The following is a 25,604-nucleotide window of genomic DNA, read 5'->3' as shown; positions in this document are numbered from 1 at the left end:
ACAAAAATCGTTCCTTAGAATTATTCGCATCAATAAATAAAATTAAATGGCAGCAGGAATCCCCAATGGTTATTTTACAATTTTGGAATTTTCCAATCTTCCTATCTTCCAATTCCCTACCTTTGCCGCTTCAATTTTCTTCTCATGATTTCAGTAGACAATATCTCCGTCATGCATGGCGGGCAGGCCCTGTTCAGCAATGTATCCTTTTCCATCAATGAAAATGATAAAATCGCCCTGATGGGTAAAAACGGTGCAGGCAAATCCACCATGCTCAAAATCATCGCAGGCGCCACAAAAGCCACAACAGGTGGTGTTTCTGCGCCAAAGGATGCCATCATCGCCTACCTGCCACAGCATTTGCTGACCGCCGATGACTGTTCTGTTTTCGATGAAACTGCCAAAGCCTTTGCTTCCTATCTTGACATGAAAACCGAAATAGAAAGACTCAACGAGGAATTGACCGTCCGAACAGATTATGATTCGGAGGATTACTACAAAATCATTGAGCAGGTATCCGAACTGAGTGAGAAATTCTACGCCATAGAAGAGGTCAATTATGAAGCTGAAGTGGAAAAAGTATTGTTGGGCTTGGGATTCCTGAGAGCGGACTTTCATAGACCCACTACCGAATTCTCAGGGGGCTGGAGGATGCGGATTGAACTCGCCAAGATCCTGCTTCAAAAACCTGACCTGATCCTCTTGGATGAACCTACCAATCACCTTGATATTGAATCCATACAATGGCTGGAAGAATTCCTGATGGAAAAAGCCAAGGCTGTCGTGGTCATCTCCCACGATAGGGCTTTTGTGGACAACATCACCAACCGGACCATTGAGGTTACTATGGGTAGAATCTATGATTACAAAGCCAAATACAGCCATTACCTTGAACTCAGAAAAGAACGCCGCGAGCAGCAGCAGAAGCATTACGAAGAGCAACAGCGTACGATAGCGGATATTCAAGAGTTCATAGACCGTTTCAAAGGAACTTATTCCAAAACCCTACAGGTACAATCTAGGGTAAAGATGCTCGAAAAAATGGAAATCATCGAAGTGGACGAGGTGGATACTTCGGCATTGAAACTACGTTTTCCACCTTCTCCCAGATCCGGAAAATATCCCGTGATCGTGGAAGACCTTACCAAATCCTATGGAGACCATGTGGTATTCAAAGATGCCAGCATGATCATTGAAAGTGGTCAGAAGCTAGCTTTTGTAGGGAAAAACGGAGAAGGAAAATCCACCATGATCAAGGCCATTATGGGTGAAATCGAATTTGAAGGGAAATGTGAGTTGGGACACAATGCCATGGTTGGCTACTTTGCCCAAAACCAAGCTTCACTGCTGGATGAGACCCTGACTATCTTCGAAACCATAGATCAGATTGCCGTAGGCGAGATCAGAACCAAAATCAAGGACCTCTTGGGTGCCTTTATGTTCAAAGGTGATGATATCAACAAAAAAGTCAAAGTCCTATCCGGCGGAGAAAAAACCCGCTTGGCCATGGTGAAACTTTTGCTGGAACCTGTAAACCTCTTGATCCTCGATGAACCCACTAATCACTTGGACATGCGCACCAAAGATATCATCAAGGATGCGCTAAAAGCCTTTGACGGAACCCTGATTGTGGTTTCCCACGATAGGGACTTCTTGGATGGATTGGTGACCAAGGTATTTGAATTTGGCAACAAGCGTGTCAAGGAACACTTTGAGGACATCAATGGATTTTTACGGAATAAGAAGATGGAGAATTTGAGGGAGGTGGAAAGGGGTTCTAAATGATATATACTTTGTGATATTTACTTCGTGATATAAATGGATACCCTCCTACGGCGGCCGGGTATGCTTTTGGAGATATTGATGGATCTATGCTTTGCGATATTAGTTGATATTGGTGATGAGGTATTGAAAAGAAAAATGATTGAAATATGCTCAGCGATATATATGGATATATGCCTTCGGCGATATAATTTGAAATATGCCTTAAGCGATACTTATGGATATTTGAAGAATGATATTTATGGATAGTATTAAAAGGGATTTGAAGGAAATATTTGACTTTGTAATGAGGCAAAATATTTCAATCTTATTTAAACCATATTTCTACCTTATTTCAAATATTTCAATACCTACTACCAAGAATTACAGAGAAGTTTTTTATTCTAATACTAACCTATAAACCTTAAAAAAATCTTCCTCAACATCAGGGTTGGGTTTGGCCATCACCCATAATTGACCTTCTCTTAGCAACATCGTTTCGGGATGGTAGTGATAAGGGGCAAAGTCAAGAAGTCGATTTCCTTCCAAGTCTGTCACTTGAATTCTCTTGGGATATTTTTTCGGTATACTTTCTCTAAAAGCAATCGCTTCCTCAGGAGTTTTATTTTCCCATTGCAATTCTCTGTCTGTAGCATCATATCCCGGGAAGTAGGCAAGAACAAAGTAATCTCCTATTCTTTTGATATTTTCTATTTTCCCCCATTCAAATCCCAATCCTAATTTCCTGAAATCGTCAGTATATTCCCCCAATCCAGGAAACAATTCATAATCATTCAGATTCAAAGGAATGCTTTTTTTGAGTTCATGGGGCTCCTCAACATCAAAGGCATAGATTATCGGCTCTATACCATAAACCACATAAATCAGGTTATCTCCTATGGAAAAGGCAGGAAACCAAGCTTGTCTGAAAAAATACTTTCCCGATTTAAAAATGCTGCTTTCAGGCAATGGATTGAAAGGGATTTTCTTGCCGGTTTTGGGATGATGCCAATTAAGCACCTGCAATTCATCATAAAGGCTGATTTGGGTATAATCTTCTTTTCTTGAGCCTTGATCGAAATAGAGTAATTTATTCTTATACTTTTCGAAATTTCGGCCCATGCCAAATGAAGCAAAGCTGTAACCGGTAAATTCCTGAGGTTTAACCAAAGAAAGCATCTTGCCTTCCATATCAAAACTTAGATAGCCTCGATTGCCATAAATCAATATGCTGTCCTCGCCAGAAATAAAAACAGGCGAGCGGATTCCTCCATGATTATCCGGCATGTCTCCGAGTTTGGAAAAAGTAGATAAAATATTCCCCTCAAAATCCGCTATAAAAATATCCTCTGTGAACACCTTTTGGTCCATAAATACTACACGCTGCTGACTGGGTGAAATATCCTGAACCATTGGATTGCCTAAAAATGGAATTTGAATAGAATCTATAAGGGTCAGACTTATTGTTTTTGATTCAGGAAGACTTCCTATCTCTTGAATATCCTTTCCTTTTTGAGTACATGAAAAATTGCCCAACAAAGGGGCTGACATGAAATACCCGACAAACAATCTTAAACCAACCCCTTTAACCATGATTTCCAATTTTAAACTAAACTAATAATTTTAGTTTAAAAACCAAAGAATCATCAATATCAAAATCCTTTCTGTACCTAAAGGTAGGTGTTTTGATTTCATACGTATTCATCTTTATTTACCACTATAATTGTAGATTTTACTCTAATGGTCCTGATAATGATCCGGAGTTTTATTTATGGCCAAACATTTTTCCTATCTTTAGCTTAAAAGTTAAATTACACAGTAAATGAAAAAATCATTTAGAATTATACTAACACCGGAAAGTGAAGGCGGATTTACTGTTATGGTTCCTTCTCTTCCAGGTTGCATCACATGGGGAGAGAATATTGAACATGCAAAATTAATGGCCAGAGAAGCCATAGATGTTTATCTTGAAGAGCTTCAAGCCAATGGTGAACCAATACCTGATGATACAAACAGCCTCGAGTTGTCCCTTCTTGTTGATTGAGGCTAATATTTTTTTAGACAATGAAAAGTCTTCTTGGCTCTTGTTTCTTGTTTCTTGGCTCTTGCATCTTTCGTCTAACTTCTCGCTTCTAATCTCTCACATCTACATCCCTCCCTGCATCAAAACCAACAGCAAAGCATTTTGCACCCCCAGATAACCGTCCTCGTTGATCCACCATTCTCCCAAACTATGTATGGCTCCTCCTATCCCTCCTTTGCCGATGGTTACGGCAGGAATTCCTTTGGAAAAAGCAATATTGGCATTGGTAGAACCTGAGGTCAATACAGGATCATTTCCTGATAGAAACTTGGCAAGAGCCATGGTCTGTTGGATTATGGGTGAATCCGGATCGGCCATACCGCTTGGCCTATCTCCAACTTTTTCTATTTTGAGTTTCAAAGCATCACCACTTCGGATAATGGCATTCTCCTTTTCCAATCCTTCTTCCATTGCTGTCAGAAACAATTGATTGATGCCTTTCAGTTTCTCCTGACTTTCCGAACGCATATCCACCAACATCCAAGATTCGTAAGGGATGGAGTTGACAGAAGTGCCGCCACCCAAAACCGAAACACTGTAAGTGGTCTTTGGACCTTCCTTGGTAAATACATCTGCCTTTGAGACAAAAGCTGTGATGGCATGGGCCAGGGCATTGTGAGGATTTCCGATTCCAAATGCACCGTAAGAATGCCCTCCTGAACCTTTGAACATGACCTTATACCTGAGCGAACCAATGCCCCCATTCACAATATCTTCCAATCCGCCCCCATCTATGGCGATATGGGCAGCCAAAGGATGTGCGCCTTCCCTTAAAAGATGCTTCATCCCTTTCAGGTCTCCCAATCCTTCCTCTCCTACTGTTCCTGCAAACCAAATATCATGTTCCGTACGGATATTGAATTCATGGAAAGTCTTGACCAAAGCAATCACCACTGAAAGGGACCTTGTCGCATCACCGATCCCAGGGGCAAAAAGTGTGTCCCCTTTCTGCTTGACTTTTACATCTGTACCAAAAGGAAATACCGTATCCAAATGCGCCTCCACGAGGATGGTTTTATCCGACTTGATTCCTTTTCGCTTTCCGATGATATTACCAACCTCATCTATCCATACCGTATCCGCCCCGGCTTTTTTCAACAGTTCGGCGAAAGCCAAACCTTTTTCCTTTTCGTGAAAAGAAGGCGAAGGTATCTCAGTCAAGAAAATCATATCCTTGATGGTCTGATCATCGATGGATTTGATATACTCAAAAGCCTTTTGGATCGTTGGTTTATTCACCAACTCCTCCACCTGTTTTTGGTATTGCGGCTGTATGGTTTGGGCAATGATGATTTGATTGGTTAGCAAAAATACCAATAGTGGGAAGAAGGCCTTGATGTTCATAAATGGAAGTTTCTATTGATAGCGAAATAGGTGAAAAATAAAAAGGATGGCAATACCACTTATAAACAATTGATCAAAAAATGTTATTTTTAACTTATTAAGACCCCAAAACCAAAGGATCCTGCTTCAACAAAAATACAAGTGCCTGATAAAGTTCCGGATGATACTCCTTTAACTCGGCTGATTTTTCAAAGAATGTTTCCAAAGCAACTGCAAAAAACTCATGGCTGTTTTTACCGGCAGAAGATCTGAATATGGATGCTTCACCTGATTGGATGTTGCGGATTTCAAGGGAAGCAAGCTTAGAATAAGTCTCCCAACGAGCAGGATTGAAAAAATTACTCTCCCTATTATAATGGATCTGATTTTCCAGTTTGAGGGCATGGGCCATTTCATGGATGCCTAAATTGACCCCATCACTTGGATAAAGAAAGCCCTCTGCAAAACTTCGCCAAGACAATACAATTACCCCTAGTTTGGGATTGACTTCCCCTTTATGGTATTGCTGATTGATGGTAGAAAAGTAATTGTCAGGATAGATCAGGATTTTTTTGAAATGCTTGAGCGAAACTCCCCTGAATCCAAAAGTCACCATCACGGCTGTGGCCCCAATCAGCAACTGCATCTCACGCGTCACCTGTTTCATTCCACCACGGGGAATCATTCTTTTTTGTGCTAAAAATTTGGCTAATCTTTGTCTGAATTCTTTTTGATGTTTTGGGTTAAGCTTATGGTAATAGAGGAAATGTTCATCCAAAAATAGAATATCGGCATTATGGAGTGATTTGATTCTCAGAAAAAATAACAACTCCTGCCCCAAAGTAATCAGGCCATCAAATAAGGTTAAAATCAATCCCTTTCTACGCATGGGATGAAATTACGATTCTAATTTCAGAAATCCTTTAAACCTACATCATCCTTTTTCTTAGAATTTACTAAATCGTTCGTACCTAAGGTACTTCTGTTGGGACAGGAACTCCTTGATCCCGGCAATAAATTGCCGCACTATTATTTCGGTCATGCCTACGGCACTTTTTGGCCCATCCGAGTATTATCACACACAGAAGTACGTTACACAATCCATCGGTAATAATGTTGGTTTATTTTGCTCGCCAATGTGAGTGTCTTCACTCACATTACAAAACTTCTTCACTTCACAAAAGCCTATTTGCAATATTAGCCCAAAAGGGCTTTTTGAAAAATGAGGAAATCTGTCATCCGATCGCCAAAGTGAATGTCTCCACTCACATCAGTAAGTTCCTTCACTGCGCATAAAGCCTGCCTTGGAATATTATCCCAAAATGGCTGCCTTAACAAAAACGAAATTGCGCCAGCAATCATCCTAATAAAAGAAGGGTCTCCTAAAACCTAGGAAACCCTTCTTTAAACTTCTGCCTCTTAACTAAGAGATTTCACTTCGCACTACAGTCAATTTTCAGTTTCAATGTCTAAATAAGCTCCTTCAAAACGACGAACCTTAAGGTTTTAACTTACCTAACATCCGTCATCGGTCATCGGACAGATTTCAGCTAAAAACAACTCCCCACTTCAAACTTCCAACCTACTTCGCATAATTCACCGCCCGCATCTCCCTGATCACCGTGATCTTAATCTGACCGGGATACTGCATTTCTTTTTCAATCTTTTGAGAGATGTCAAAGGAAAGTTTACTTGCAGTGGCATCATCCACGTTCTCGGCATCCACCAATACTCGTAATTCTCTTCCTGCCTGCATGGCGAAGCATTTGTTGACACCATCAAAGGCCAAAGCGAGTTCTTCCAACTCTTTCAGACGCTTGATATAGCTGTCCATGATTTCCCTTCTTGCCCCAGGTCTTGATCCGGATATGGCATCTGAGGCCTGAACAATCGGTGAGATCATCGAAGTCATCTCTATTTCATCATGGTGGGCACCTATGGCATTACATACTTCAGGATTCTCCTTGTATTTTTTGGCAAGCTCCATACCAAGGATCGCATGGGGAAGTTCAGCTTCTTCCGGCCAGACTTTTCCGATATCATGCAGCAATCCTGCACGCTTGGCCAACTTGGCATTCAGGCCCATTTCAGCGGCCATGGTAGCACACAATTTGGCTACTTCTTTGGAGTGTTGAAGGAGATTTTGTCCGTAAGAAGAACGGAACCTCATCCTCCCGATCATCCGGATCAGTTCAGGATGCAGCCCATGTACTCCCAATTCAATACAGGTCCTTTCACCTATCTCCACAATTTCCTCCTCTATATTCTTTTCAGTCTTGGCTACCACCTCTTCAATCCTTGCAGGGTGAATCCTGCCATCCTGCACCAATCTGTGCAAAGACAATCTCGCCACTTCTCTCCTTACCGGATCAAAGCCGGAAATAATGATTGCCTCAGGTGTATCGTCCACTACAATCTCAACCCCGGTAGCCGCTTCCAAAGCACGGATATTCCTACCTTCCCTACCGATGATTTTTCCTTTTACATCATCACTCTCAATGTTGAAAACCGAAACACAGTTCTCAATCGCATGTTCTGTTGCGGTCCTTTGGATCGTATCCAAGACTATTTTCTTGGCCTGCTTGGTGGCGGTAAGTTTGGCATTGTCCAGGATATCCTTGATCTGTGAGGAAGCTTTGGTGGTGGCTTCATCCTTGAGCATTTCTACCAATTGTTCTTTAGCTTCTTCTCTGGTAAGTCCTGCTATTTTTTCGAGGTCAGCTATACGCTGATTGGTTACCCGGTCCAGTTCCTCTTTTTTGACCTGAACGGCATGCATCTGCGCACTGAGGTTTTCTTTCTTGCTATCGAGTTCAGCTTCTTTTCTTTTGATCTGTTCCAATTCCTTGGACATGACCTGCTCCCGCTGTTTGATTTTGTTTTCGTTGGTAAGGATGATGTTTTTCTTTTTGTTCATCTCCTCTTCAAACTCAGACTTAAGTCTCAGGTACTTTTCCTTTGCCTCCAGAATCCTGTCTTTTTTGGTGGCCTCTGCTGTTATCTCCGCTTCACGGATGATGCTTTTTGCTTTTTCCTTGGCTTCTGCTTCGAGCTTTTTGTTATTGTTTTTGATAAAAAGGCCCGCCAAGACAGCGCCCAATCCCAGGCCTACAATGCCTGCGATAATAATGTATAGTGATTCTCCCATAGGTTTATTGATATATTTAAAACCTACCTGCAAAAGAAAAATCTCCGAAAGAGAGGGGAATGAAAATTATAAAAGGGAACTCAATTGTTCATTGATCCGTATGACGCTGGACTTTATCAATTCACTGTCTTCAGTATTGATCGTATTTTGTTCCATGGATTCGACCATACTGTCGAAGGCTACCATAGCCAACAAGTCCTGACGGTCATCCAAACCAAATTCTTCTCTGTACCTTTTGATTTTATCATTAATTAATTTTCCTGCATGTCTGATTTTGGCTTCATCTTCTGCCTTCACCTTCATGGGGTATTCCCGATCTCCGATTTTCAACCTGATAGAAAGTGTTTCCATATTATTCAGACAAATAGGCAATTATATTATCGATTTCCTTTATATAATTATTGATTTTTTCTCTCAATTCGGCAGACTCCATATCTTCCACCGGTATGCTGTTTACAAGTTTAGCTATTTTAATTTGATTTTTAAAATCCTCCAACGAACGCTCTTTGTCTTCGAGTTTGGTTCTCAATGAAAACAGGTCTTCTTTCAGGGATTGATTTTCCTGTTCCAGCTGCTGCAGTTTGCGGCCAACCTGTATGGCAAGTTTTTCGGTTTGTTGGAGTTCTTCGTGAATCATTTTTATTTTCTGATAAATGCACCTACTTCATTCTCAAAACTTTGAATAAGCCGGGACATGGTTTTGTCAATTATTTTATCTGTCAAAGTATTCTCGGTATCCTGTAGGAAAAAGCTCAAAGCATAGGCCTTTTTGTCTGCATCAATCTTTTCTCCCTGATATACATCAAAGACTCCGATTCTTTGCAACAATTTCCCGCCTGCCCTGACAGCTGTTTTTTTGATCTGATCAAAGGTGATTTTTTTATCTATCACCAAGGACAGGTCCCTTCTTACCTCCGGAAATTTGGAAATTTCTGAGTACTTTTTCAAACCTTTGGATTTTTTTGCCAACAAATCCCAATTCAGGTCTGCATACAACACTTCCTGTTTTACCTCTGCCAACTTCCCGATATGCTCCTGAACCACCCCGATGGTCCCCAATTCTTTTGTACCCAACTTCAAGAGCAATGCATAATCAAACGGGGCTGCATGGATGATTTCTACCTCCACATTGTCAATCCCCAATTTTTCGAGGATCATTTCCACTGTTGAATACATATCCGGAAAAGCCACTGCTTTGGAAGGTTCCAACCAACTTTCAGCAGCTTTGTCTCCCGTCAGGAACAAGGCCAGTCTTTTTTCTTCCCTATAACGCTCTTCTTCCTTGAAATATACGGTGCCGAATTCAAATAATTTCAGGTCTTTCTGTCTGCGGTTGATATTATGTGCCAAAACCTCCAATCCTGAAAACAACAATGACTGCCTCATCACTCCCAAATCCTCACTGAGTTTGTTGAGGATTTCCACATTGTTGGCCGGATTCAGGAACCCTGATTTCTCCGCATAAACGGGCTTGGTCAGGGAATTGGTGATAATCTCAAAATACCCCAATCCTGAAAGTACCTCACTCAATCTGTATTGGAGTTTGTTGAGGTCTTTGACAGGATGTTCTGCCAGATAATCAGAATTCAGGTTTTCGGATAATGGGACATTATCAAAACCATGGATTCTAAGGATTTCCTCTATCACATCCGCTTCACGGGTAACTTCTACCCGGTAGGGTTTTACCGAAACTGTGATGTTCTTTTCGGTTTCTCCGATATAGAGAATGTCCAGATTTTCAAGGGTCTCTTTTATTTCTTCTTTTGAAATCTCTTTTCCGATCAGTCTATGAATATTGGCATAACTCACCTCAATGACCAAGTCCTCCACAGGGGCAGGATACACATCAATTACCTCAGAGGAGATTTCACCACCCGCCAATTCTTTGATCAACATGGCAGCCCTTTTCAGTGCATAAACAGGCATATTGGGATCTGTTCCTCTTTCAAAGCGGAAGGAAGCATCTGTTTTCAATCCGTGAAACTGTGCCCCTTTTCGGATGACATCCGGAGAAAAACAGGCACTTTCCAAAAAGATGGAAGTGGTATTGTCGGACACTCCCGAACCTTTTCCACCAAAAATACCTGCAATACACAAACCTCCCTTTTCATCACAGATCATCAGTTCATCGCCGGAAAGTTTTCTTTCCTTCTCATCCAATGTGACAAAAGGAGTATCCTTGGGAACTTTTTTGACAATGATTTTCCCGCCGTTGATTTTGTCTGCATCAAAGGCATGTAGGGGCTGTCCCAGGTCATGGAGGATAAAGTTGGTGATATCGACAATATTGTTGATCGGATCTAAATCAAGGGCTTTCAGATAATTCTGAAGCCAATCCGGGGATGGGCCTATCTTGATATTGGAAATGGTCAGGCCTGCATATCGGGGACAATCCTCAGTACTTGCCACTTCTACAGGGATAATTCTGTTGGTGTTGTCAACCTTGAAATTATCCACTGAAGGGATACAAATCTCTTTTTTGAGCAAGGCTTTCAGGTCCCTTGCAACTCCGAGATGGGAAGCAGCATCGGCTCGGTTTGGAGTAAGCCCGATTTCCAGCACATGGTCCCGGACTACCTTGAAATACTCAGTAGCAGGAGTTCCATTTGGCAGATCGGTATCCAACACCATTATTCCGGCATGGCTTGCACCGATCCCGATTTCATCTTCAGCGCAGATCATACCTTGGGAAACTTCCCCACGGATTTTTGCTTTTTTGATCTCAAAGGATTCACCCGAAACAGGAAAAAGTGTAGCCCCTTCCTTGGCAACCACCACTTTTTGTCCTTTGGCTACATTAGGTGCACCGCAGACGATGGGTACCACGCCTTCCCCAATATCGACAGTTGTAATGCTGAGTTTATCGGCATTGGGATGGCGGTCACAGGTGATGACTTCCCCAATGACAACACCCTCGAGGCCTCCTTTGATGGATTCAAACAACTCAATCCCCTCCACCTCCAGACCGGAATCGGTCAACAAGTCAGCAATTTCTTCGGGTGATTGGTTTAAGGCAATAAAATCTTTTAATCTATTTATAGAAATTTTCATAAAAACACAGCTAATACGCAATAAGGCACAAATTTAAGAGAATTGCCTTAGGTAAGTAGTGGATGTCTGAAAAATGTGAAACCCAATGGTAAAAAATGAAATATGTCTTAACTTTTAATCTATAAAAACTTCTGGGTTTTAGAAAACCAAGGACCCGACAAATAATGCGCTCAATATTTCATCTTTTCTGAGCCTTCAAGAAGTTTAGCTATCTAAAAAAACCGGTGACCAACACGACCACCGGTTCTCTAAGACTTAAACAGATCTCATTTGTGAGGATTCCTTATGCTAAAACTTGAATTCATACCCGAATTGAATGGCAGTAAAAGACCCGCTAAATCGGTGCCTAGCTGAATAGTGATCACCCATAAACGAGATGTCTCTGTAATCAACTACATAAAAATCCTTTCCCAATGCATGGCCATAGATCACAGAGGCAAATATTCTGTGTTTCCCCATCAATCTATAAACGGCCAGTTCTGGACGTATATGGTATACAAAGTCACCCCCTGAACCATATGTTTCCATCTCGTGAAGCAAGATAACCCTTTCCTCCAACGAACCGTCATCCTGTCGTATCGTAAGTCCCGAGTAAACTACTCCTTCGTCACTGATGATTTCTTGGTTTTTCAAGGAGGAGGGATTATTAGAAATGTTCAAACCAAGTGAAGCGATCACACCGTACTTGCTTTCGCCAAAAGGTATGTCATAATCAATGCTCGCCATGGCCTGACCCTTGACGCCACTAAATGAGCTGTTGTAATTGTTCTGGTTCTCCATTCTATTGGAGGCCATCATGCTATTGATCCCCCCCCCCAGTCTAAAGCTTAGACTGTGATTAAGAAAGTACCTGCCATACAAAAGCATGTGTACACCCCCTGCACCCCTAGCTTCAAATGATTGCAATTGGTTGGGAACCGTGACCGTTTCGGGAACTAACTTGGATATGCCCCCCTGATAGCCTACTGCGAACCTGTTTTGAGCCAAAAGCGGATTCGCTAAAATGACCAATGTGAATAATAAAATGAACTTTTTCATAATCTATTGGAATTAATTATCTAATAACTGGCTGTAACTGAAAGTAATAAGGTTGTCCACTTTGAGCGTGACTTCCCCCTAAATGACCTTCATATATTCCGTATAAATTGATTTGTGTAAGTCTCCTACTTGCTTCCCAATGGATTTTTTGTATTTTTTCTGTGTTGGTAGGCGGGGGACTACATCCCTGGCAACTGGCATAACAACTACTCAAAGAAACGACTGGCTTATTATTAGGCTTAAAATTACCCCAGTAGGTGATGGTCATGTTGGGATCACCCTCGCTTCCCCAAATATTTGTGCCTGCGGTATTCCTTTTTTGATGGACCAATTCAGACTTCAATCTGAAATATATGGCCGCCGCCTGGTAAACATGTGTTGCGATCGCTCTATATTGAAAGTCTCCTTCCTGATAAGGAGGCGATGTTGTATAGTCACATTTACGGTCGGGGTTACCACAATCGGCCCTCAAGACAGGCACAAGTGGAGTAACATAACCGGATCCAGGTGGAAAGGAACCTGGGCAGGATTGTATTCTTTGGCTATAAGAACTTTCCTCACCTGTCTTATCTTCAATTGATATCATGGGTTCAGGCTCCAATTCCCTAAGCAGGTCTTCCTCAAAGTCAAAAATCCTAATTGCTGGGTTTTCCTGATTCCTGTCTATCAAATGCTGTCTAAGACTATGGTCCTTTGTTACGGCAGCTACCCTAAGTTCAAAATCCAAATAAATCAAATATTCCCCAATGACTATCATGCCGTCTTTATCCAACAATTGAAGAATTGTGGCATCCTCAAAGTCTTCAAGAAACTCCTTTCCTACATCAGATAGACGACCGTAAACAGTGTTTATTGTTTGGCGCTTTGAAAAAATTTTCGCTAAACTTTGGAAGTCAGGAATGTCAAATACCTCCGGGTCATCAAAAAAACTTTCATAGTCTAGGATACTGGCAAATTTCAGAGTCCCTCCCTCAATCCTCATAACTTCTTGTTCAGATTGATGGGGAAATTCCCCCTTCAGCTCATCATGACATCCTAACATCATAATAGAAGAGAAAATTCCGAGTACATAACCCAGATTTGTGATTCCACTTTTCATCTTTATTTGTTTTATGTTTTACCTACTCTGTTTAAGGATTTTCGGCTAACTCCTTACTTATTTTGAAATAATATGCATCAAATAGAATGGGGAAATCAACTAAGAATAAGTCCAGCAACTAATCAATTACAAGACTAGTTTATTAAGCAAAATTTGAATTAAATCCCATCTAATTCATCACCTTGTAATCCCTTCCGTTTTAAGATCATCCATCAAATAGCTTTTGGAAAATTTCACCATTTATTACAAGAAGTATTTTCCACTTATTCGATCCTAATATTTTCTAAAAGTTATTATCAGGAAAGTATGTTTAGACAATTAGTTATACCCAAACTTAATAGGTTAATTTGAATAAAAAAATACCCTGTTTAGGGTATTTTTTCTATATAAAAATTTATATTTCAATATATATTGTTTAAAAAGTTATAAAAATTTAATTTTCTAATTTCGTGATTCTAGGATCCTCCTCAATTAAAAGTGATTTGAAAGAAAAAAACATATGGACTAATTAGACTAAAGGTAAGTTCTCCAATTCCGCATGGACCCAATCAATGGTCACGCCATCCTTTTCGCCATAGCAAGTACATGTTCAATTTATGCCCTTTGGTTCTTGGTTCTTTTACCTAAAAGACCTTCAGTGTTTTGAAAACCACAAAGGTCTAGTCCCTCTTATAATCCTTCTCCAGACTGGACATTTCCATTTCTTAATAACAAATCATTTCTGAACTGATTGACCGTGACCACATCTGACCAAAGGCTGGTAAAGATCATACCAGGAGTATATGCGTTGACATTATCAATAACGAGAGTGGAAAGGGGTTCTCCCGAATCTGTCAGGTCATAATACATGCCATAAGGAATCCTTTTCATAAAATAATTGAGTTAAGAGTGAATAAATAAAAACTAACTTTTAAAAGCGTTTGAAAAGTAATCAAAAAAAAAAGTCCTAATTTTTTAATATTAAATTTTTATTGATAAAACATTAAGTGATTGGTTATCAAGAATAATACTTTTTATCCCGGATATATACCATTAATTTAAAATATGACCCATTCATAACGGTTATAATTAAAGAGTTCTTGATTCGGTTGTTTCCAGATTCAATCACTCACTCGACATTACTAATCATTCCAACCTATCCCGGAATTCGACAAAAAGCCAGTATTGATTCTTGGCTCTTGATTCTTTTGTTTCCCCTCTGCAATAGATGTCTTCCCGTACAGTTGTCGGGATCGACATGACAAGGTGAAGTCTTTAGGGTTTCTATACCTTCCAAAATTGTGAAAGCTTCAATGTAGGTATCGTCCAGTCTTTGTTCTTGATTTTATTGTTCCCCTAAGTAATTAGATGTCTCCTGCCGTCGACATGACAAGGTGAAGTCTTTTGGGTTTCTAAACCTTCCTAAATTGTGGAAGCTTAAATGTAGGTAACATCCAGTCTTGATTCTTGGCTCTTTTTCCAAAGAAAGACCTTCAGGGTTTTGAAAACCCCAAAGGTCGACTAGTCCTTCTTATAATCCTTTTCCCCTGCCCTTATCGCTATCTCCATCACATTCTCCTTTGGCGGCAAAGGACAGGCAAAATCAGGGTTGTAGGCGCAATAGGGATTATAGGCCATATTGAAGTCTATGGTGATGCTGTTTTTACCATCCTGTCTGAGGTTGATATAGCGGCCTCCGCCGTAGGTCTCCTCGCCGCTTGTCCCATCTGCAAAAGCCAGGAAGAAATTTCGTTTATCCAATTCCTTGATGGACTGAAGCAACAATAGCCGATGCGTTTGCCCTTCCAGTTCAAATTCCGCGAAGGAATGCTTGAGGTATTTCTCGACCGTGCCATCGGTCATGGGAAGTTCCATCATCTTTCGGTCTTCCACAGGAATCATTTTAGCCCTAACTTTGTATGCAGGGTCAACCGTATAAAAATCAAGCTCTTTGAAATCCCTCTTCTGCAACTCGGACAAGGGTGATTCGATATTGAACCGGATAAACTTATACTGTCTTTCCCGCTCCTTTTCGATCTTTTCTATATAAACTTCCGGATCGTCTGTTCCAGTAAGTGTATAAACTACCGCAAGGGTGATTACGGCAAGTACTCCAATAATCAAAATATTTCTTGTATTCATCATTTATAATATTCCTTCATCTGCGAAGCTAAAATAGGCAACATCGGTGATAATCACATGATCTATCACATGGACTTCCATACATTTACCCGCATCTACAAGTTTTTTGGTCAGGTGCTTGTCATGGTCGGAAGGTTTAAGGTTTCCGGATGGATGATTGTGCACCAACACAATTGAGCATGCCAAGCAGTCCAGGGCATGTTTGAAAATGATTTTGGGATCCGCAACAGTTCCGGTAGTCCCGCCTTTGCTGATCAGTATTTTTTTGAGGACATAGTTGGCTCGGTTCAGCAACAAAATATAAAAATGCTCAATCGGTTCATCTATCAATTCAGACCTCATCAGATGGAACACATCCCCTGAGGAGATGATCCTTGGTCTTTTGACCAGTTCGGTGATCAGTTTCCTTCTTCTGCCCAACTCCAGTCCGGCTACGATACTGATGGCCTTAGCTTCCCCTATGCCTTTGAATTTTTTCAGGTCGTTAATGCTCATTTTTGCCAGCTCTCCCAGATCATTATTGACTTTCGAGAGGATATACCTGGCCAAATCCACCGCGCTCAGGTATTTGGTCCCTGAACCTATCAGTATGGCAATCAGTTCCGCATCCGACAAAACGGATTTACCTTTGAGCAGGAGTTTCTCCCGAGGCCGATCCTCTTCTGCCAATTGGGAAATCTTGATTGATGAATAGTCTTCCATAAAAGAATTTGGTGAAAAGTGAAATATTAGTCTGGATATATGGTTCAACGCTTCTTTGCAAGTAACCTAACATTCTAATTCAGTTAGGCGGAAGACCGAAGACCGAAGACGGAAGTAAGCAGCAAACCATGGTCCGGCCTTGGTCCTGGTAGATTTTCCTCTTTAATGGTATCGTTGCCGATATACCGATATTGACTACTGCATAACCACGATGTTGTCATTAATTTGGTAATTCCGTACAATTCTCGGTGAGTTATTTAAATAAACAATTGTCTCGTCCTGAAATTACTTGACACATTACTTAAAAATCACCTGAACTGTTCAACCCATTCAGGGTTGATGTTCCAGATTTAATCTCTTCAGTTCCCCGCGTTTCACACGGGGCTATTCAAAGTTCAACCCTTTCAGGGTTATCAAATCCTCCATAAATCTTTATTCTTCCCTCAGAATACCCGATAATTGAGTCTTCAGTCTTCGGTCTTCCGTCTTCGGTCTTCCGACCCGTTTGTAAAAGAATTCAGGGTTATTTGCAAGAAACCACATTTGAAATCGACAAAGATAAAAATAAGGAATGCCCCAAAACAAAAAAAGCCCCGAACCATAGAACGGGGCTAATTAAACGTTTAATTTCTTTTTTAGGCAATTGCGTTGACAAACCTAGTCAATTTTGACTTTTTGTTTGCTGCGTTGTTTTTATGAATGATGTTCTTTTTGGCAAGTTTATCAATCATAGATGTAACTGTTTTCAAAAGCTCTTGCGCTTCAGCTTTGTCAGTAGAAGATTTCAACCTTTTGATGAAGGTTCTTGTTGTCTTGTGCTGATATCTGTTTCTCAAACGCTTGGCTTCGTTTGCACGGATTCTTTTTAGTGCTGATTTGTGATTTGCCATATCCTTTATTTTACTTAATTTCTTTTGTTCGCCCCAATCCTAAATGGAGTGCAAATGTAATAGATAAATATTTAAACACAAAAGGATTTCTGAACTAAACCTGGTAAAGCTCCGAAATCTATCGAAAATTGTTATTTGCCGCCTTAGGTTGGCAAAGGTAATAGAATTTAGTTTTTCAAAAAGATTTAATTTTCATAAATTCAGGAATGCGGAAATTTTTAGCCTTTACCCTGTTCCTTTTTTTATCGGGCGCCGACCTGGTCGCTTGGGGATTTTTTGCACACAGAAAGATCAATAGACTGGCAGTATATACCCTACCAATTGAAATGATAGGCTTTTTCAAGGCCAATATTGAGTTTATCACAGAGAATGCCGTCAATCCTGACAGAAGAAGGTATGCTGTGATAGGAGAAGCGGAAAAACACTTCCTGGATGCAGATGCTTATGGGGACAGTGCAGTTTTCAAATTGCCAAGATACTGGAATCAGGCTTTGGAAATATTTACAGAAGAGGAACTGAGAAGGCACGGCATCGGACCTTGGAATGCCTATCATACCAAAATCCAATTGACAGAAGCCTTCAAAAGAAAAGATGCCAAAGCCATTCTTCGCTTGGCTGCCGACCTCGGCCATTATATTGCTGATATCAATGTGCCGCTTCATACTACCAAAAATTACAATGGACAACTCACAGGCCAATATGGAATTCATGCTTTTTGGGAAAGCAGGGTTCCTGAGTTGCTTTCGGATGATTTTGATTTTTTTGTGGGAAAAGCCACTTATCTGGAAAAACCCCAACTTACAGCTTGGGATGCAGTGATTGTGGCACACATGGCTTTGGATTCAGTTTTGAACTTTGAAAAAGTATTGACCGAAAGATTTGATGATGACAAAAAATACAGCTATGAGGAAAGGGGAGGAATCAGCACTAGGGTTTACTCAAGATCATTTACCATAGCTTACAATGATATGCTTTCGGGACAAGTGGAAAGGCAGATGCGCAGGTCGGTAAAAATGATAGCAGATTTTTGGTACACCGCATGGATTGATGCAGGCCAACCGGATTTGAATTCCCTATTGAAAAATCCCGTGGAAATCCCTGAGGAAAAAATGGATAACAGCAAACCATTGAATGTAAGGGAACATGAAGGCATCTCTTCCCGGGAAAAACCAGAAGACTTGAGGAAGTCTTTTATGAGGGCGATGTGGAGGATTAATTGATATTGGTGGATATTTTGGGATATTGGTTGATATTGTTGGAGCGGGATGGTTGGAAATATGGTTGAAATATACTTTGTGAAATAAATTGAAATATGGTTTAATTATAGGCCAACCATTAAATGGAACGCTGATGACGCTGATTTAGCAGATCTCCGCAGATAAAAAAATCAGCGACAATCAGCCCAATCAGCGTTATCAGCGTTCTACCAAAATCATCAAATGGAACACGGATGACGCTAGTTTAGCAGATACCCACAGATAAAAAAATCAGCGATAACCAGCCCAATCTGCGTTATCAGCGTCCTATCAAAATCATCAAACCAATTCCTTCTTTGTCGAATTCAAATAGAACCGGATAGCTTGTCCCAATTTCAAAAAAGTCTCTCTGAAAACGTCCTCATTTTCTTCCAACAAGGTAACCCTAAAACCTCTTAAGTCAGAACAGAAGGATGAGATGGGCACCACGCAGATATGGGCAGAGGCCAGCAGATAATATACAAATCTTTTATCCAAAGGCATTTCGTTCTCCTGAAGCCAGCCTGTCAATAAAGCTTTGACTTTAGGGTCTTCTATGGGAAGATACTGTTCTGCATCCAGGAATTTTTCATCAAAAACCACCGTATTGTAAAATGCTCCTTTAGTTGGATTGAATTTGATGCCGGGAATATCGCCCAGGATTTCTTCCATGATTCGGCTTCTTCTCCCTATTTTTTCATTCTGGGTTTCCCTGTAGTTTTGGTATTCGGGATGACTCATGATTTTCGGGATGGACAATTGGGGCAGAATAGTGGAACACACTTCTATCATTTTGGCATTCTCCAAAGTCTGGCAAAGCTTGGCAAATTCTTTGGAAGCATTCCTGTTGTAAAATTCCATCCAACCACATCTTGAACCTGGCCAAGGAAATTCCTTGGAAATTCCCTTCAAAGAAATCGCAGGCAAATCTCCGATGACTTCTGCCAATGAAACCGCCTTGACCCCATTATAAGTGATGTTCTGATAGATTTCATCAGCTATCAAAAGCAGCTTGAATTCCCTTGCGATATGCACAAAAGCCTCCAAAACCTCTTTGGGATAAACCATTCCTGTGGGATTGTCAGGATTGATGATCAAAATTCCTACGATTGAAGGGTTATATTTCACCTTGTTGTACAGGTCATACATATCCGGAAGCCATTCATTGTCCGGATCCAACTTATAGGTGATCGGGGCAGTATTGGCATGTGCTGCTTCAGCCGAACTGTGGGTACTGTATGCAGGTGAAGGTCCGATAATCCTTGCTGTGGGAATCAAAAACTGGTACAATTTGGCAATGGCATCTCCAAGCCCATTAAAAAACAAAATATCTTCAGGAGTGATCTGACTCCCCTGCTTTTTGTTATTGATATCTGCCAAAAACTTTCTGGTTTCCAATACTCCTTTCGAATCGGCATAGCCATAAGATTTGTCCTGACTTACCAATTCGGAGACAATCTCCTTCATCCACACTGGTACCTCATTATGTTTTTGGATAGGATCCCCGATATTTTCCCAGGTGATTTCATAGCCAAGGGATTCTATCTGTCGTGCTTTTTTGACGATCCCTCTGATCTCATAATTCAACTCCTCGGCGCCGGGTCTTAATAACAATGTCCTCATCATGCTGGTATTTGGAAATTGGGAACAAATAAACAAAAAAGGGAGCGAATGATTGTGGATTCCTTAAAAAAGATAGTGTTTGGATTAAAATGCACTGGTTCAAGACTTAGTCTTGGACCAATACCAGTGAAGTCTTCAGACTTCCACCACAAATAGTCTTAAGACCTGCCTGCAGCAGGCAGGCTTGAACACTGTCAAATTCACTGCAGTCTGAAGACTGCAAACAAAAATGGTCCAAGTCAAAGACTTGAACCACTTGCCTAAAACTTGAACCATGCTACCTTTTTCTCTCTTGTCTCAACAAGCCTATTTCTAACTTGTCACCCCCTTCATCCTTCATCCTTCCTCCCTCAGCCTTTACTTCAGCTTCTTATACTTAATCCTCTTCGGCGTCACATCTCCCAATCTCTTCTTCTTATTCTCCTCATAGTCAGAAAAGTTTCCTTCAAACCAATACACTTGGGAATCTCCCTCAAATGCCAGGATATGGGTACAGATCCTGTCCAGGAACCATCTGTCGTGGGAAATTATGACGGCACATCCCCCAAAATTCTCCAATGCTTCCTCCAATGCTCTCAGCGTGTTCACATCCAAATCATTGGTTGGTTCATCCAATAACAGCAAATTACCGCCTTCTTTCAGGGTCATAGCCAAATGGACACGGTTTCTTTCTCCACCGGAAAGTATGCCTACTTTCTTTTCCTGATCCGAGCCTGTAAAATTGAATTTCCCCACATAGGCGCGGGAATTCATTTCCTTGTTGCCCAACTTCATGATCTCATTTCCACCGGAAATGGATTCATAGACTGTTTTATTTGGATCCAGATTATCATGTTCTTGATCCACATAAGCAAGCTTTACCGTCTCCCCTACTTCAAAATTCCCGGCATCGGGTTTTTCCCTTCCTGTAATCAATTTGAACAGGGTCGATTTTCCCGCACCGTTTGGTCCTATAATCCCTACAATCCCACCTTGGGGAAGACTGAAAGAAAGATTTTCAAATAATAATTTATCTCCATAAGCTTTGGAAACCCCATTGACTTCAATCACTTTGGCGCCAAGTCTTGGCCCAGGTGGAATATATAATTCCAGTTTGGCTTCTTTCTCCTTCCCTTCTTCACTGATCAGTTTATCGTAAGCGCTCAATCTTGCCTTTCCTTTAGCCTGACGGGCTTTGGGGGTCATGCGGATCCATTCCAATTCACGCTCCAAAGTTTTCTGACGCTTGGACTCGGTTTTTTCTTCCTGTTTCAGCCTATTCTGCTTTTGGTCCAACCAAGAGGAATAGTTGCCTTTCCAGGGAATTCCCTCTCCTCTATCCAACTCGAGTATCCAACCGGCTACATTATCCAAGAAATAACGGTCGTGCGTGACTGCTATTACAGTCCCTTTGTATTGTTGAAGGTGCTGCTCCAACCAAAGTACAGATTCCGCATCCAAGTGGTTGGTAGGTTCATCCAAAAGCAAAACATCCGGTTCCTGAAGCAGTAATCTACATAAGGCCACCCTTCTTTTTTCACCGCCTGAAAGATTCCCTACATTGGCTTCACTTGGCGGCAATCGGAGTGCATCCATGGCTTTTTCGAGCATCAGATCCAATTCCCAGGCATTGGCTGCATCGAGTTTTTCCTGAACCTCTCCTTGTTTGGTGATCAACTTATCCATGGCATCCGGATCATCCATTAATGCGGGATCCATGAATTTCTCGTTGATTTCTTCAAATTCTTTCAAAAGGGCAACCGTTTCGGAAACTGCTTCTTCCACGATCTCTTTTACTGTTTTGGTTGGGTCCAATTTAGGCTCTTGTTCCAACATGCCAACAGTATATCCCGGTGACCATACCACTTCACCCAAAAACTCTTTATCCATTCCGGCAATGATCTTTAGGAGCGAACTTTTTCCGGATCCATTGAGACCAAGAACACCGATTTTGGCTCCATAAAAAAACGAGAGATAAATATCTTTCAGAACTTTCTTCTGCGGAGGGTAGATTTTGGACACCCCTGCCATAGAAAATATAATTTTTTCAGCACTCATAGCGTTTGTTTTGATGAATTTTATTGGATTTAGGACAAAGATGGCAAAAAAAGGTCTTTCTTAGGATAAATGCTTTTGAATTAATTAATTTGCAAAAAAGTAAAGGGGACTACCACACACCAACCTATTAAATCGAAATGGAGCATCCATACGGGTACATTAAAGATAACAAGGTTTATCTAAAGGGATTTTTGAATCAGCCTGACAGGGTGATTGGAGAAGTAAAAGAAGACGAATCATCCACCATCAAATATTTTGAGGACAGATTCGCAACGCTTGAACAAAAAATTGAAGCGTTAAAAAAAGATATTGAAGAAAATCAAAATAAGGGTTCCTTCCTGATGAAATTGATTCACCTCAAAGATTCTTTATTGGAATATGATGCTTTGGGGGATTTTGTACCCTTGATTGAGGACCTTGGAAAAATACAGGTTTTATTGGAAGATATAATCCAAAAAAACAGAGAACGCAATCTGGAGATCAAAAGAGGGTTGATTCAAGAAGCAGAAGCCCTAAAGAATGATACGGATTGGAAAACCACCGCAGAGGAATTTAAAAACCTTAAAATGAAGTGGATCAAAACAGGACCTGTGGATAAGGAATTTGAAGAAGAAGTTGAAACAACGTTTAACACTGCCGTTGATACATTTTTTGAGAATAGAAAACAGTTTTTTGAAGGCTTGGCAATTCAGGCGGAGCAAAATATTAAAATTTATGAAAAGCTAGTCATAGAGGCCAGGCAAGCATTTGATAACCCTGATGCAAAAAAAGCATTCGAAATTTCAAAGAGAATCCAAAAAGAATGGAAAGCAGCAGGAAAAGTCCCTGCAGAAAAACGACAGCCATTATGGGATGAGTTTTCAAAATTAAACAACAGAATCTTCAGTAGGTTTAGACGGACAATGGAAACAGGTCCTCAAATGAAACCTTGGGAACTTCTGAAGAAAATGGAAACAATGACGGAGGAAATGAAAAAATTGGCAAAAGTTGAAACAAATCCCGATGTCATTTCGTCTGCCAAAAGACTCCAAGCCGAATGGAAAAAATTGCCACAGAGAAAACCGAAAGAAGCTAATTTAATCAATCGCTCTTTTATGTTCTTTTCAGAAGTGGTTTTTGAGAAGTTATTTCTCGAAAGATTGGCCAATTCAAAATATGCTGATTTTCAAGATAAAGATATCATCGAACAGAAAAGGATCAAATCTTCTATTCTCAAAGATTTGATCTACAGAGATGAAAATGAATTGGCTACAGTAAAGGACAATGCTGAGAATTTTAAATCCACCGAGCCGGATTTTGAAATCATGATGAGAAAAAAAATAGGAGCATTCAAAAGAAAGGTGGATGTAAAAACACATATCCTAAAAGAACTTTCAAATAAATATTAGCATAGTAATTGAAAAATTAAAACAATTTCTATTTTTGCAAGCCGTTAAGGCGGTAAACAAAATTAAATCTGAAACTATGTATTGGACATTAGAACTGGCATCATATTTAGAGGATGCGCCATGGCCCGCTACCAAAGACGAATTGATAGATTATGCAATACGTTCAGGTGCGCCTTTGGAAGTTGTAGAAAACCTCCAAGAATTAGAGGATGACGGCGAGCCTTACGAAAATATTGAGGAAATCTGGCCTGACTACCCTACAAAAGACGACTTCTTCTTCAACGAAGACGAATATTAAAAGCCCTGGATTGGGCTTTTTTTTAAATGCCTAAAACAGATTTCAATTTTGGGAATCCTGTTTTGCTAACGGGTATTTTTTCCCCACCTCTTAATATGATTACATACCCATCCTTGTCATAAGGCTCAAGTTTGTGTATTTCACTGATTTTTACAATATAGGATCTGTGTACCCTGACAAATTGGTTGGTCTCTAAGGTTTTTTCAAAAAAAGACATCGTTTTGTTTTTCAAAAATTTTCCCTCAGCAGTGTACAAATTCACATAATCATCATTGGCTTCCAGGTATTTGATTTCATTGACCGGAATGATTTTTATTTCATTTTTTATTTTCATTACTACCCTATTGAATGTATCCGAGCTGATCGTATCAACACTTTTTGCAAACTCATTTTCCGCAGTTGATTGCCCAAACTGTAGAAACTTCTGAACCGCCATTTTGAATCGGGACTTTGAAAAAGGCTTAAGCAGATAATCCAGCGCATGGGCATCAAATGCTTTCATGGCATATTCATCATACGCAGTGGTAAATATCACAACCGGAGGCTTTTCTAACAATTCCAATAATTCAAATCCATTGAGCTTGGGCATCTGAACATCCAGAAATATCAAATCAGGTTCCTTTTCTTGAATAGCCTTAAGTCCTTCAAACCCATTGTGACAGATTCCGATAATTTCAAATTGAGGAAAATCCAACAGATATTCTTTCACCAATTCGGTAGCTAAAGGTTCGTCATCTATGATCAGTACTTTCATCATAAAGCTGCGGTATTTTAAGATTTACAGTAAATATATCATGAGATTGGTTGGTTTGGATCAGATCATTCCTTCCAAAAATCAAAAACAATCTTCTTTTTACTACCTCCAGGCCAAAGCCAGTCCCTTTTGTCGGAGTTGAATCGGGATCAAATGGATTTGAAATGACAGTTTTCAGATACTGTCCTTCTTTAATGAATTTGATATCAATGTAAACATCACCTGTCATGCCATACAATCCATGTTTGATAGCATTTTCCAGCAATGGCTGTACCAATAATTGGGGGATTTTCATGTCACCGGCTTGATCATCAAACTCAATTTCCACCTTTAACCGATGTCCAAACCTGACTTTTTCGATTTCAAGGAAAAGTTGGAGGTAATCTTTCTCTTCCAAGATACTGATCCATTTCTGTTCGTCCTTTTTAATGGTCCCTCTTAAAAACTCTGCTAAATTCAGGATCATTTCCCGGGCTTTATCAGGTTGGCTTTTTATTAGGGCATTGATGGAATTGAGACTATTGAATAGAAAATGGGGCTGAAGTTGCTGTCTAAGGTGGTATAGTTCCGCCTCTTTGGCCATATCCTGGATCTTCTCCTGTCTTTCTTTGGTCTTTAGCTGATCTTCTATCTGGGCGCTGAACACCAATAAAACAGACCATGAAAAAAACAAAATTCCCAGAATGACTGCCTTCAAGGGCGAGATTAATTCAATAAATTCCAAGTAGGCAGGTTCCTTGCTAAGAAAATATTGAAGTGTAAACTCCCCGATAAAAACTGAACTGATGGCCAGAATTAGCGGTAAGATAAATACTAGCCAGAATTGGGATTTTTGAGGAAGGTAAAACCTGAATATATTTTCCAACAAACCAAAACCCAACAACAATAAAAAGGTATGCAGCCCTACATCCAATATGGCAGGCTTCCATTCGAATCCATAATGATGAATCAAATAAGCCATGGTAGCTATCCAAATCAAGATACCTACCATGGCCTTAAACCAACCGAATTTTTGAACTGAAATCAGTTTTTTGATCATTATTGGTTTTTATT

The 25,604-nt window shown here is 40.4% G+C and carries 22 protein-coding genes; 5 read left to right on the top strand and 17 right to left on the bottom strand.

Annotated elements, in window-relative coordinates; translation table 11 throughout:
• The first annotated feature begins 144 nt into the window (after positions 1–144).
• Entirely contained in the window at positions 145–1,785 is a 1,641-nt protein-coding gene (locus B9A52_RS09710; protein WP_084120167.1) for an ABC-F family ATP-binding cassette domain-containing protein, read from the top strand.
• 375 nt (positions 1,786–2,160) lie between these two features.
• Here the strand turns inward: B9A52_RS09710 and B9A52_RS09700 are convergent, their stop codons facing one another.
• Entirely contained in the window at positions 2,161–3,354 is a 1,194-nt protein-coding gene (locus B9A52_RS09700; protein ID WP_084120163.1) for a hypothetical protein, read from the bottom strand.
• A 229-nt stretch (positions 3,355–3,583) separates the two neighbouring features.
• Between B9A52_RS09700 and B9A52_RS09695 the strand changes: the two genes are divergently transcribed.
• Positions 3,584–3,805 carry a type II toxin-antitoxin system HicB family antitoxin gene (locus B9A52_RS09695; protein ID WP_084120162.1) on the top strand — a complete coding sequence of 74 codons (222 nt, stop codon included), beginning with the start codon at positions 3,584–3,586 and terminating at the stop codon, positions 3,803–3,805.
• Positions 3,806–3,907: 102 nt separating this feature from the next.
• Here the strand turns inward: B9A52_RS09695 and B9A52_RS09690 are convergent, their stop codons facing one another.
• The 12 genes from B9A52_RS09690 to rpsT form a co-directional block, all read right to left on the bottom strand.
• Positions 3,908–5,188 (bottom strand): M20/M25/M40 family metallo-hydrolase, encoded by a 1,281-nt coding sequence (locus B9A52_RS09690; protein ID WP_084120160.1) that lies wholly within the window; start codon positions 5,186–5,188, stop codon positions 3,908–3,910.
• A 97-nt stretch (positions 5,189–5,285) separates the two neighbouring features.
• Positions 5,286–6,056 carry a zinc-dependent peptidase gene (locus tag B9A52_RS09685; RefSeq protein ID WP_084120158.1) on the bottom strand — a complete coding sequence of 257 codons (771 nt, stop codon included), beginning with the start codon at positions 6,054–6,056 and terminating at the stop codon, positions 5,286–5,288.
• Between the two features lie 693 nt (positions 6,057–6,749).
• A complete protein-coding gene (gene rny / locus B9A52_RS09680; RefSeq protein WP_084120157.1) occupies positions 6,750–8,315 on the bottom strand; it encodes a ribonuclease Y in 1,566 nt (521 codons plus the stop codon).
• Between the two features lie 66 nt (positions 8,316–8,381).
• On the bottom strand, positions 8,382–8,666 hold the full coding sequence (locus B9A52_RS09675; protein WP_084120156.1) for a cell division protein ZapA: 285 nt from the start codon (positions 8,664–8,666) through the stop codon (positions 8,382–8,384).
• Between the two features lies 1 nt (position 8,667).
• Complete coding sequence (locus B9A52_RS09670; protein ID WP_084120154.1) at positions 8,668–8,952, bottom strand: hypothetical protein; 285 nt, start codon at positions 8,950–8,952, stop codon at positions 8,668–8,670.
• A gap of 2 nt (positions 8,953–8,954) precedes the next feature.
• Positions 8,955–11,366 (bottom strand): phenylalanine--tRNA ligase subunit beta, encoded by a 2,412-nt coding sequence (gene pheT, locus B9A52_RS09665; RefSeq protein ID WP_084120153.1) that lies wholly within the window; start codon positions 11,364–11,366, stop codon positions 8,955–8,957.
• Between the two features lie 288 nt (positions 11,367–11,654).
• Positions 11,655–12,404 carry a hypothetical protein gene (locus B9A52_RS09660; protein ID WP_084120152.1) on the bottom strand — a complete coding sequence of 250 codons (750 nt, stop codon included), beginning with the start codon at positions 12,402–12,404 and terminating at the stop codon, positions 11,655–11,657.
• A gap of 16 nt (positions 12,405–12,420) precedes the next feature.
• The gene (locus B9A52_RS09655) at positions 12,421–13,503 is read right to left on the bottom strand and encodes a hypothetical protein (RefSeq protein ID WP_084120150.1); all 1,083 of its coding nucleotides are present in this window, start codon (positions 13,501–13,503) and stop codon (positions 12,421–12,423) included.
• A 669-nt stretch (positions 13,504–14,172) separates the two neighbouring features.
• Positions 14,173–14,373 carry a hypothetical protein gene (locus B9A52_RS09650; RefSeq protein WP_084120149.1) on the bottom strand — a complete coding sequence of 67 codons (201 nt, stop codon included), beginning with the start codon at positions 14,371–14,373 and terminating at the stop codon, positions 14,173–14,175.
• Positions 14,374–15,003: 630 nt separating this feature from the next.
• Complete coding sequence (locus B9A52_RS09645; RefSeq protein WP_084123457.1) at positions 15,004–15,624, bottom strand: DUF1684 domain-containing protein; 621 nt, start codon at positions 15,622–15,624, stop codon at positions 15,004–15,006.
• A 3-nt stretch (positions 15,625–15,627) separates the two neighbouring features.
• A complete protein-coding gene (gene radC, locus B9A52_RS09640; protein WP_084120147.1) occupies positions 15,628–16,326 on the bottom strand; it encodes a RadC family protein in 699 nt (232 codons plus the stop codon).
• 635 nt (positions 16,327–16,961) lie between these two features.
• Positions 16,962–17,216: a 30S ribosomal protein S20 gene (gene rpsT, locus B9A52_RS09635; protein WP_084120146.1), complete on the bottom strand. Its 255-nt coding sequence runs from the start codon at positions 17,214–17,216 to the stop codon at positions 16,962–16,964.
• 206 nt (positions 17,217–17,422) lie between these two features.
• Between rpsT and B9A52_RS09630 the strand changes: the two genes are divergently transcribed.
• Positions 17,423–18,436 (top strand): zinc dependent phospholipase C family protein, encoded by a 1,014-nt coding sequence (locus tag B9A52_RS09630; protein ID WP_084120145.1) that lies wholly within the window; start codon positions 17,423–17,425, stop codon positions 18,434–18,436.
• A 315-nt stretch (positions 18,437–18,751) separates the two neighbouring features.
• On the opposite strand, the gene B9A52_RS09625 is transcribed toward B9A52_RS09630, so the two are convergent.
• Entirely contained in the window at positions 18,752–20,074 is a 1,323-nt protein-coding gene (locus B9A52_RS09625; protein ID WP_084120143.1) for a pyridoxal phosphate-dependent aminotransferase, read from the bottom strand.
• 357 nt (positions 20,075–20,431) lie between these two features.
• Positions 20,432–22,111 carry an energy-dependent translational throttle protein EttA gene (gene ettA, locus B9A52_RS09620; protein WP_084120141.1) on the bottom strand — a complete coding sequence of 560 codons (1,680 nt, stop codon included), beginning with the start codon at positions 22,109–22,111 and terminating at the stop codon, positions 20,432–20,434.
• Between the two features lie 137 nt (positions 22,112–22,248).
• Between ettA and B9A52_RS09615 the strand changes: the two genes are divergently transcribed.
• Both B9A52_RS09615 and B9A52_RS09610 read left to right on the top strand, forming a co-directional pair.
• Entirely contained in the window at positions 22,249–23,499 is a 1,251-nt protein-coding gene (locus B9A52_RS09615; protein ID WP_084120140.1) for a DUF349 domain-containing protein, read from the top strand.
• 76 nt (positions 23,500–23,575) lie between these two features.
• On the top strand, positions 23,576–23,797 hold the full coding sequence (locus B9A52_RS09610) for a DUF2795 domain-containing protein (RefSeq protein WP_008625540.1): 222 nt from the start codon (positions 23,576–23,578) through the stop codon (positions 23,795–23,797).
• Between the two features lie 22 nt (positions 23,798–23,819).
• Here the strand turns inward: B9A52_RS09610 and B9A52_RS09605 are convergent, their stop codons facing one another.
• Both B9A52_RS09605 and B9A52_RS09600 read right to left on the bottom strand, forming a co-directional pair.
• The gene (locus B9A52_RS09605) at positions 23,820–24,554 is read right to left on the bottom strand and encodes a LytR/AlgR family response regulator transcription factor (RefSeq protein WP_084120138.1); all 735 of its coding nucleotides are present in this window, start codon (positions 24,552–24,554) and stop codon (positions 23,820–23,822) included.
• On the bottom strand, positions 24,529–25,590 hold the full coding sequence (locus B9A52_RS09600; protein ID WP_084120136.1) for a sensor histidine kinase: 1,062 nt from the start codon (positions 25,588–25,590) through the stop codon (positions 24,529–24,531). The genes B9A52_RS09605 and B9A52_RS09600 overlap by 26 nt, the downstream gene beginning before the upstream one ends.
• Between the last annotated feature and the right edge of the window lie 14 nt (positions 25,591–25,604).

Origin of the sequence: Aquiflexum balticum DSM 16537 (genome assembly GCF_900176595.1) — a bacterium.
Taxonomy (GTDB): Bacteria; Bacteroidota; Bacteroidia; order Cytophagales; family Cyclobacteriaceae; genus Aquiflexum; species Aquiflexum balticum.
Note: the sequence above shows the minus strand (reverse complement) of the source record. Positions and strands in the feature narration are given on the sequence as shown.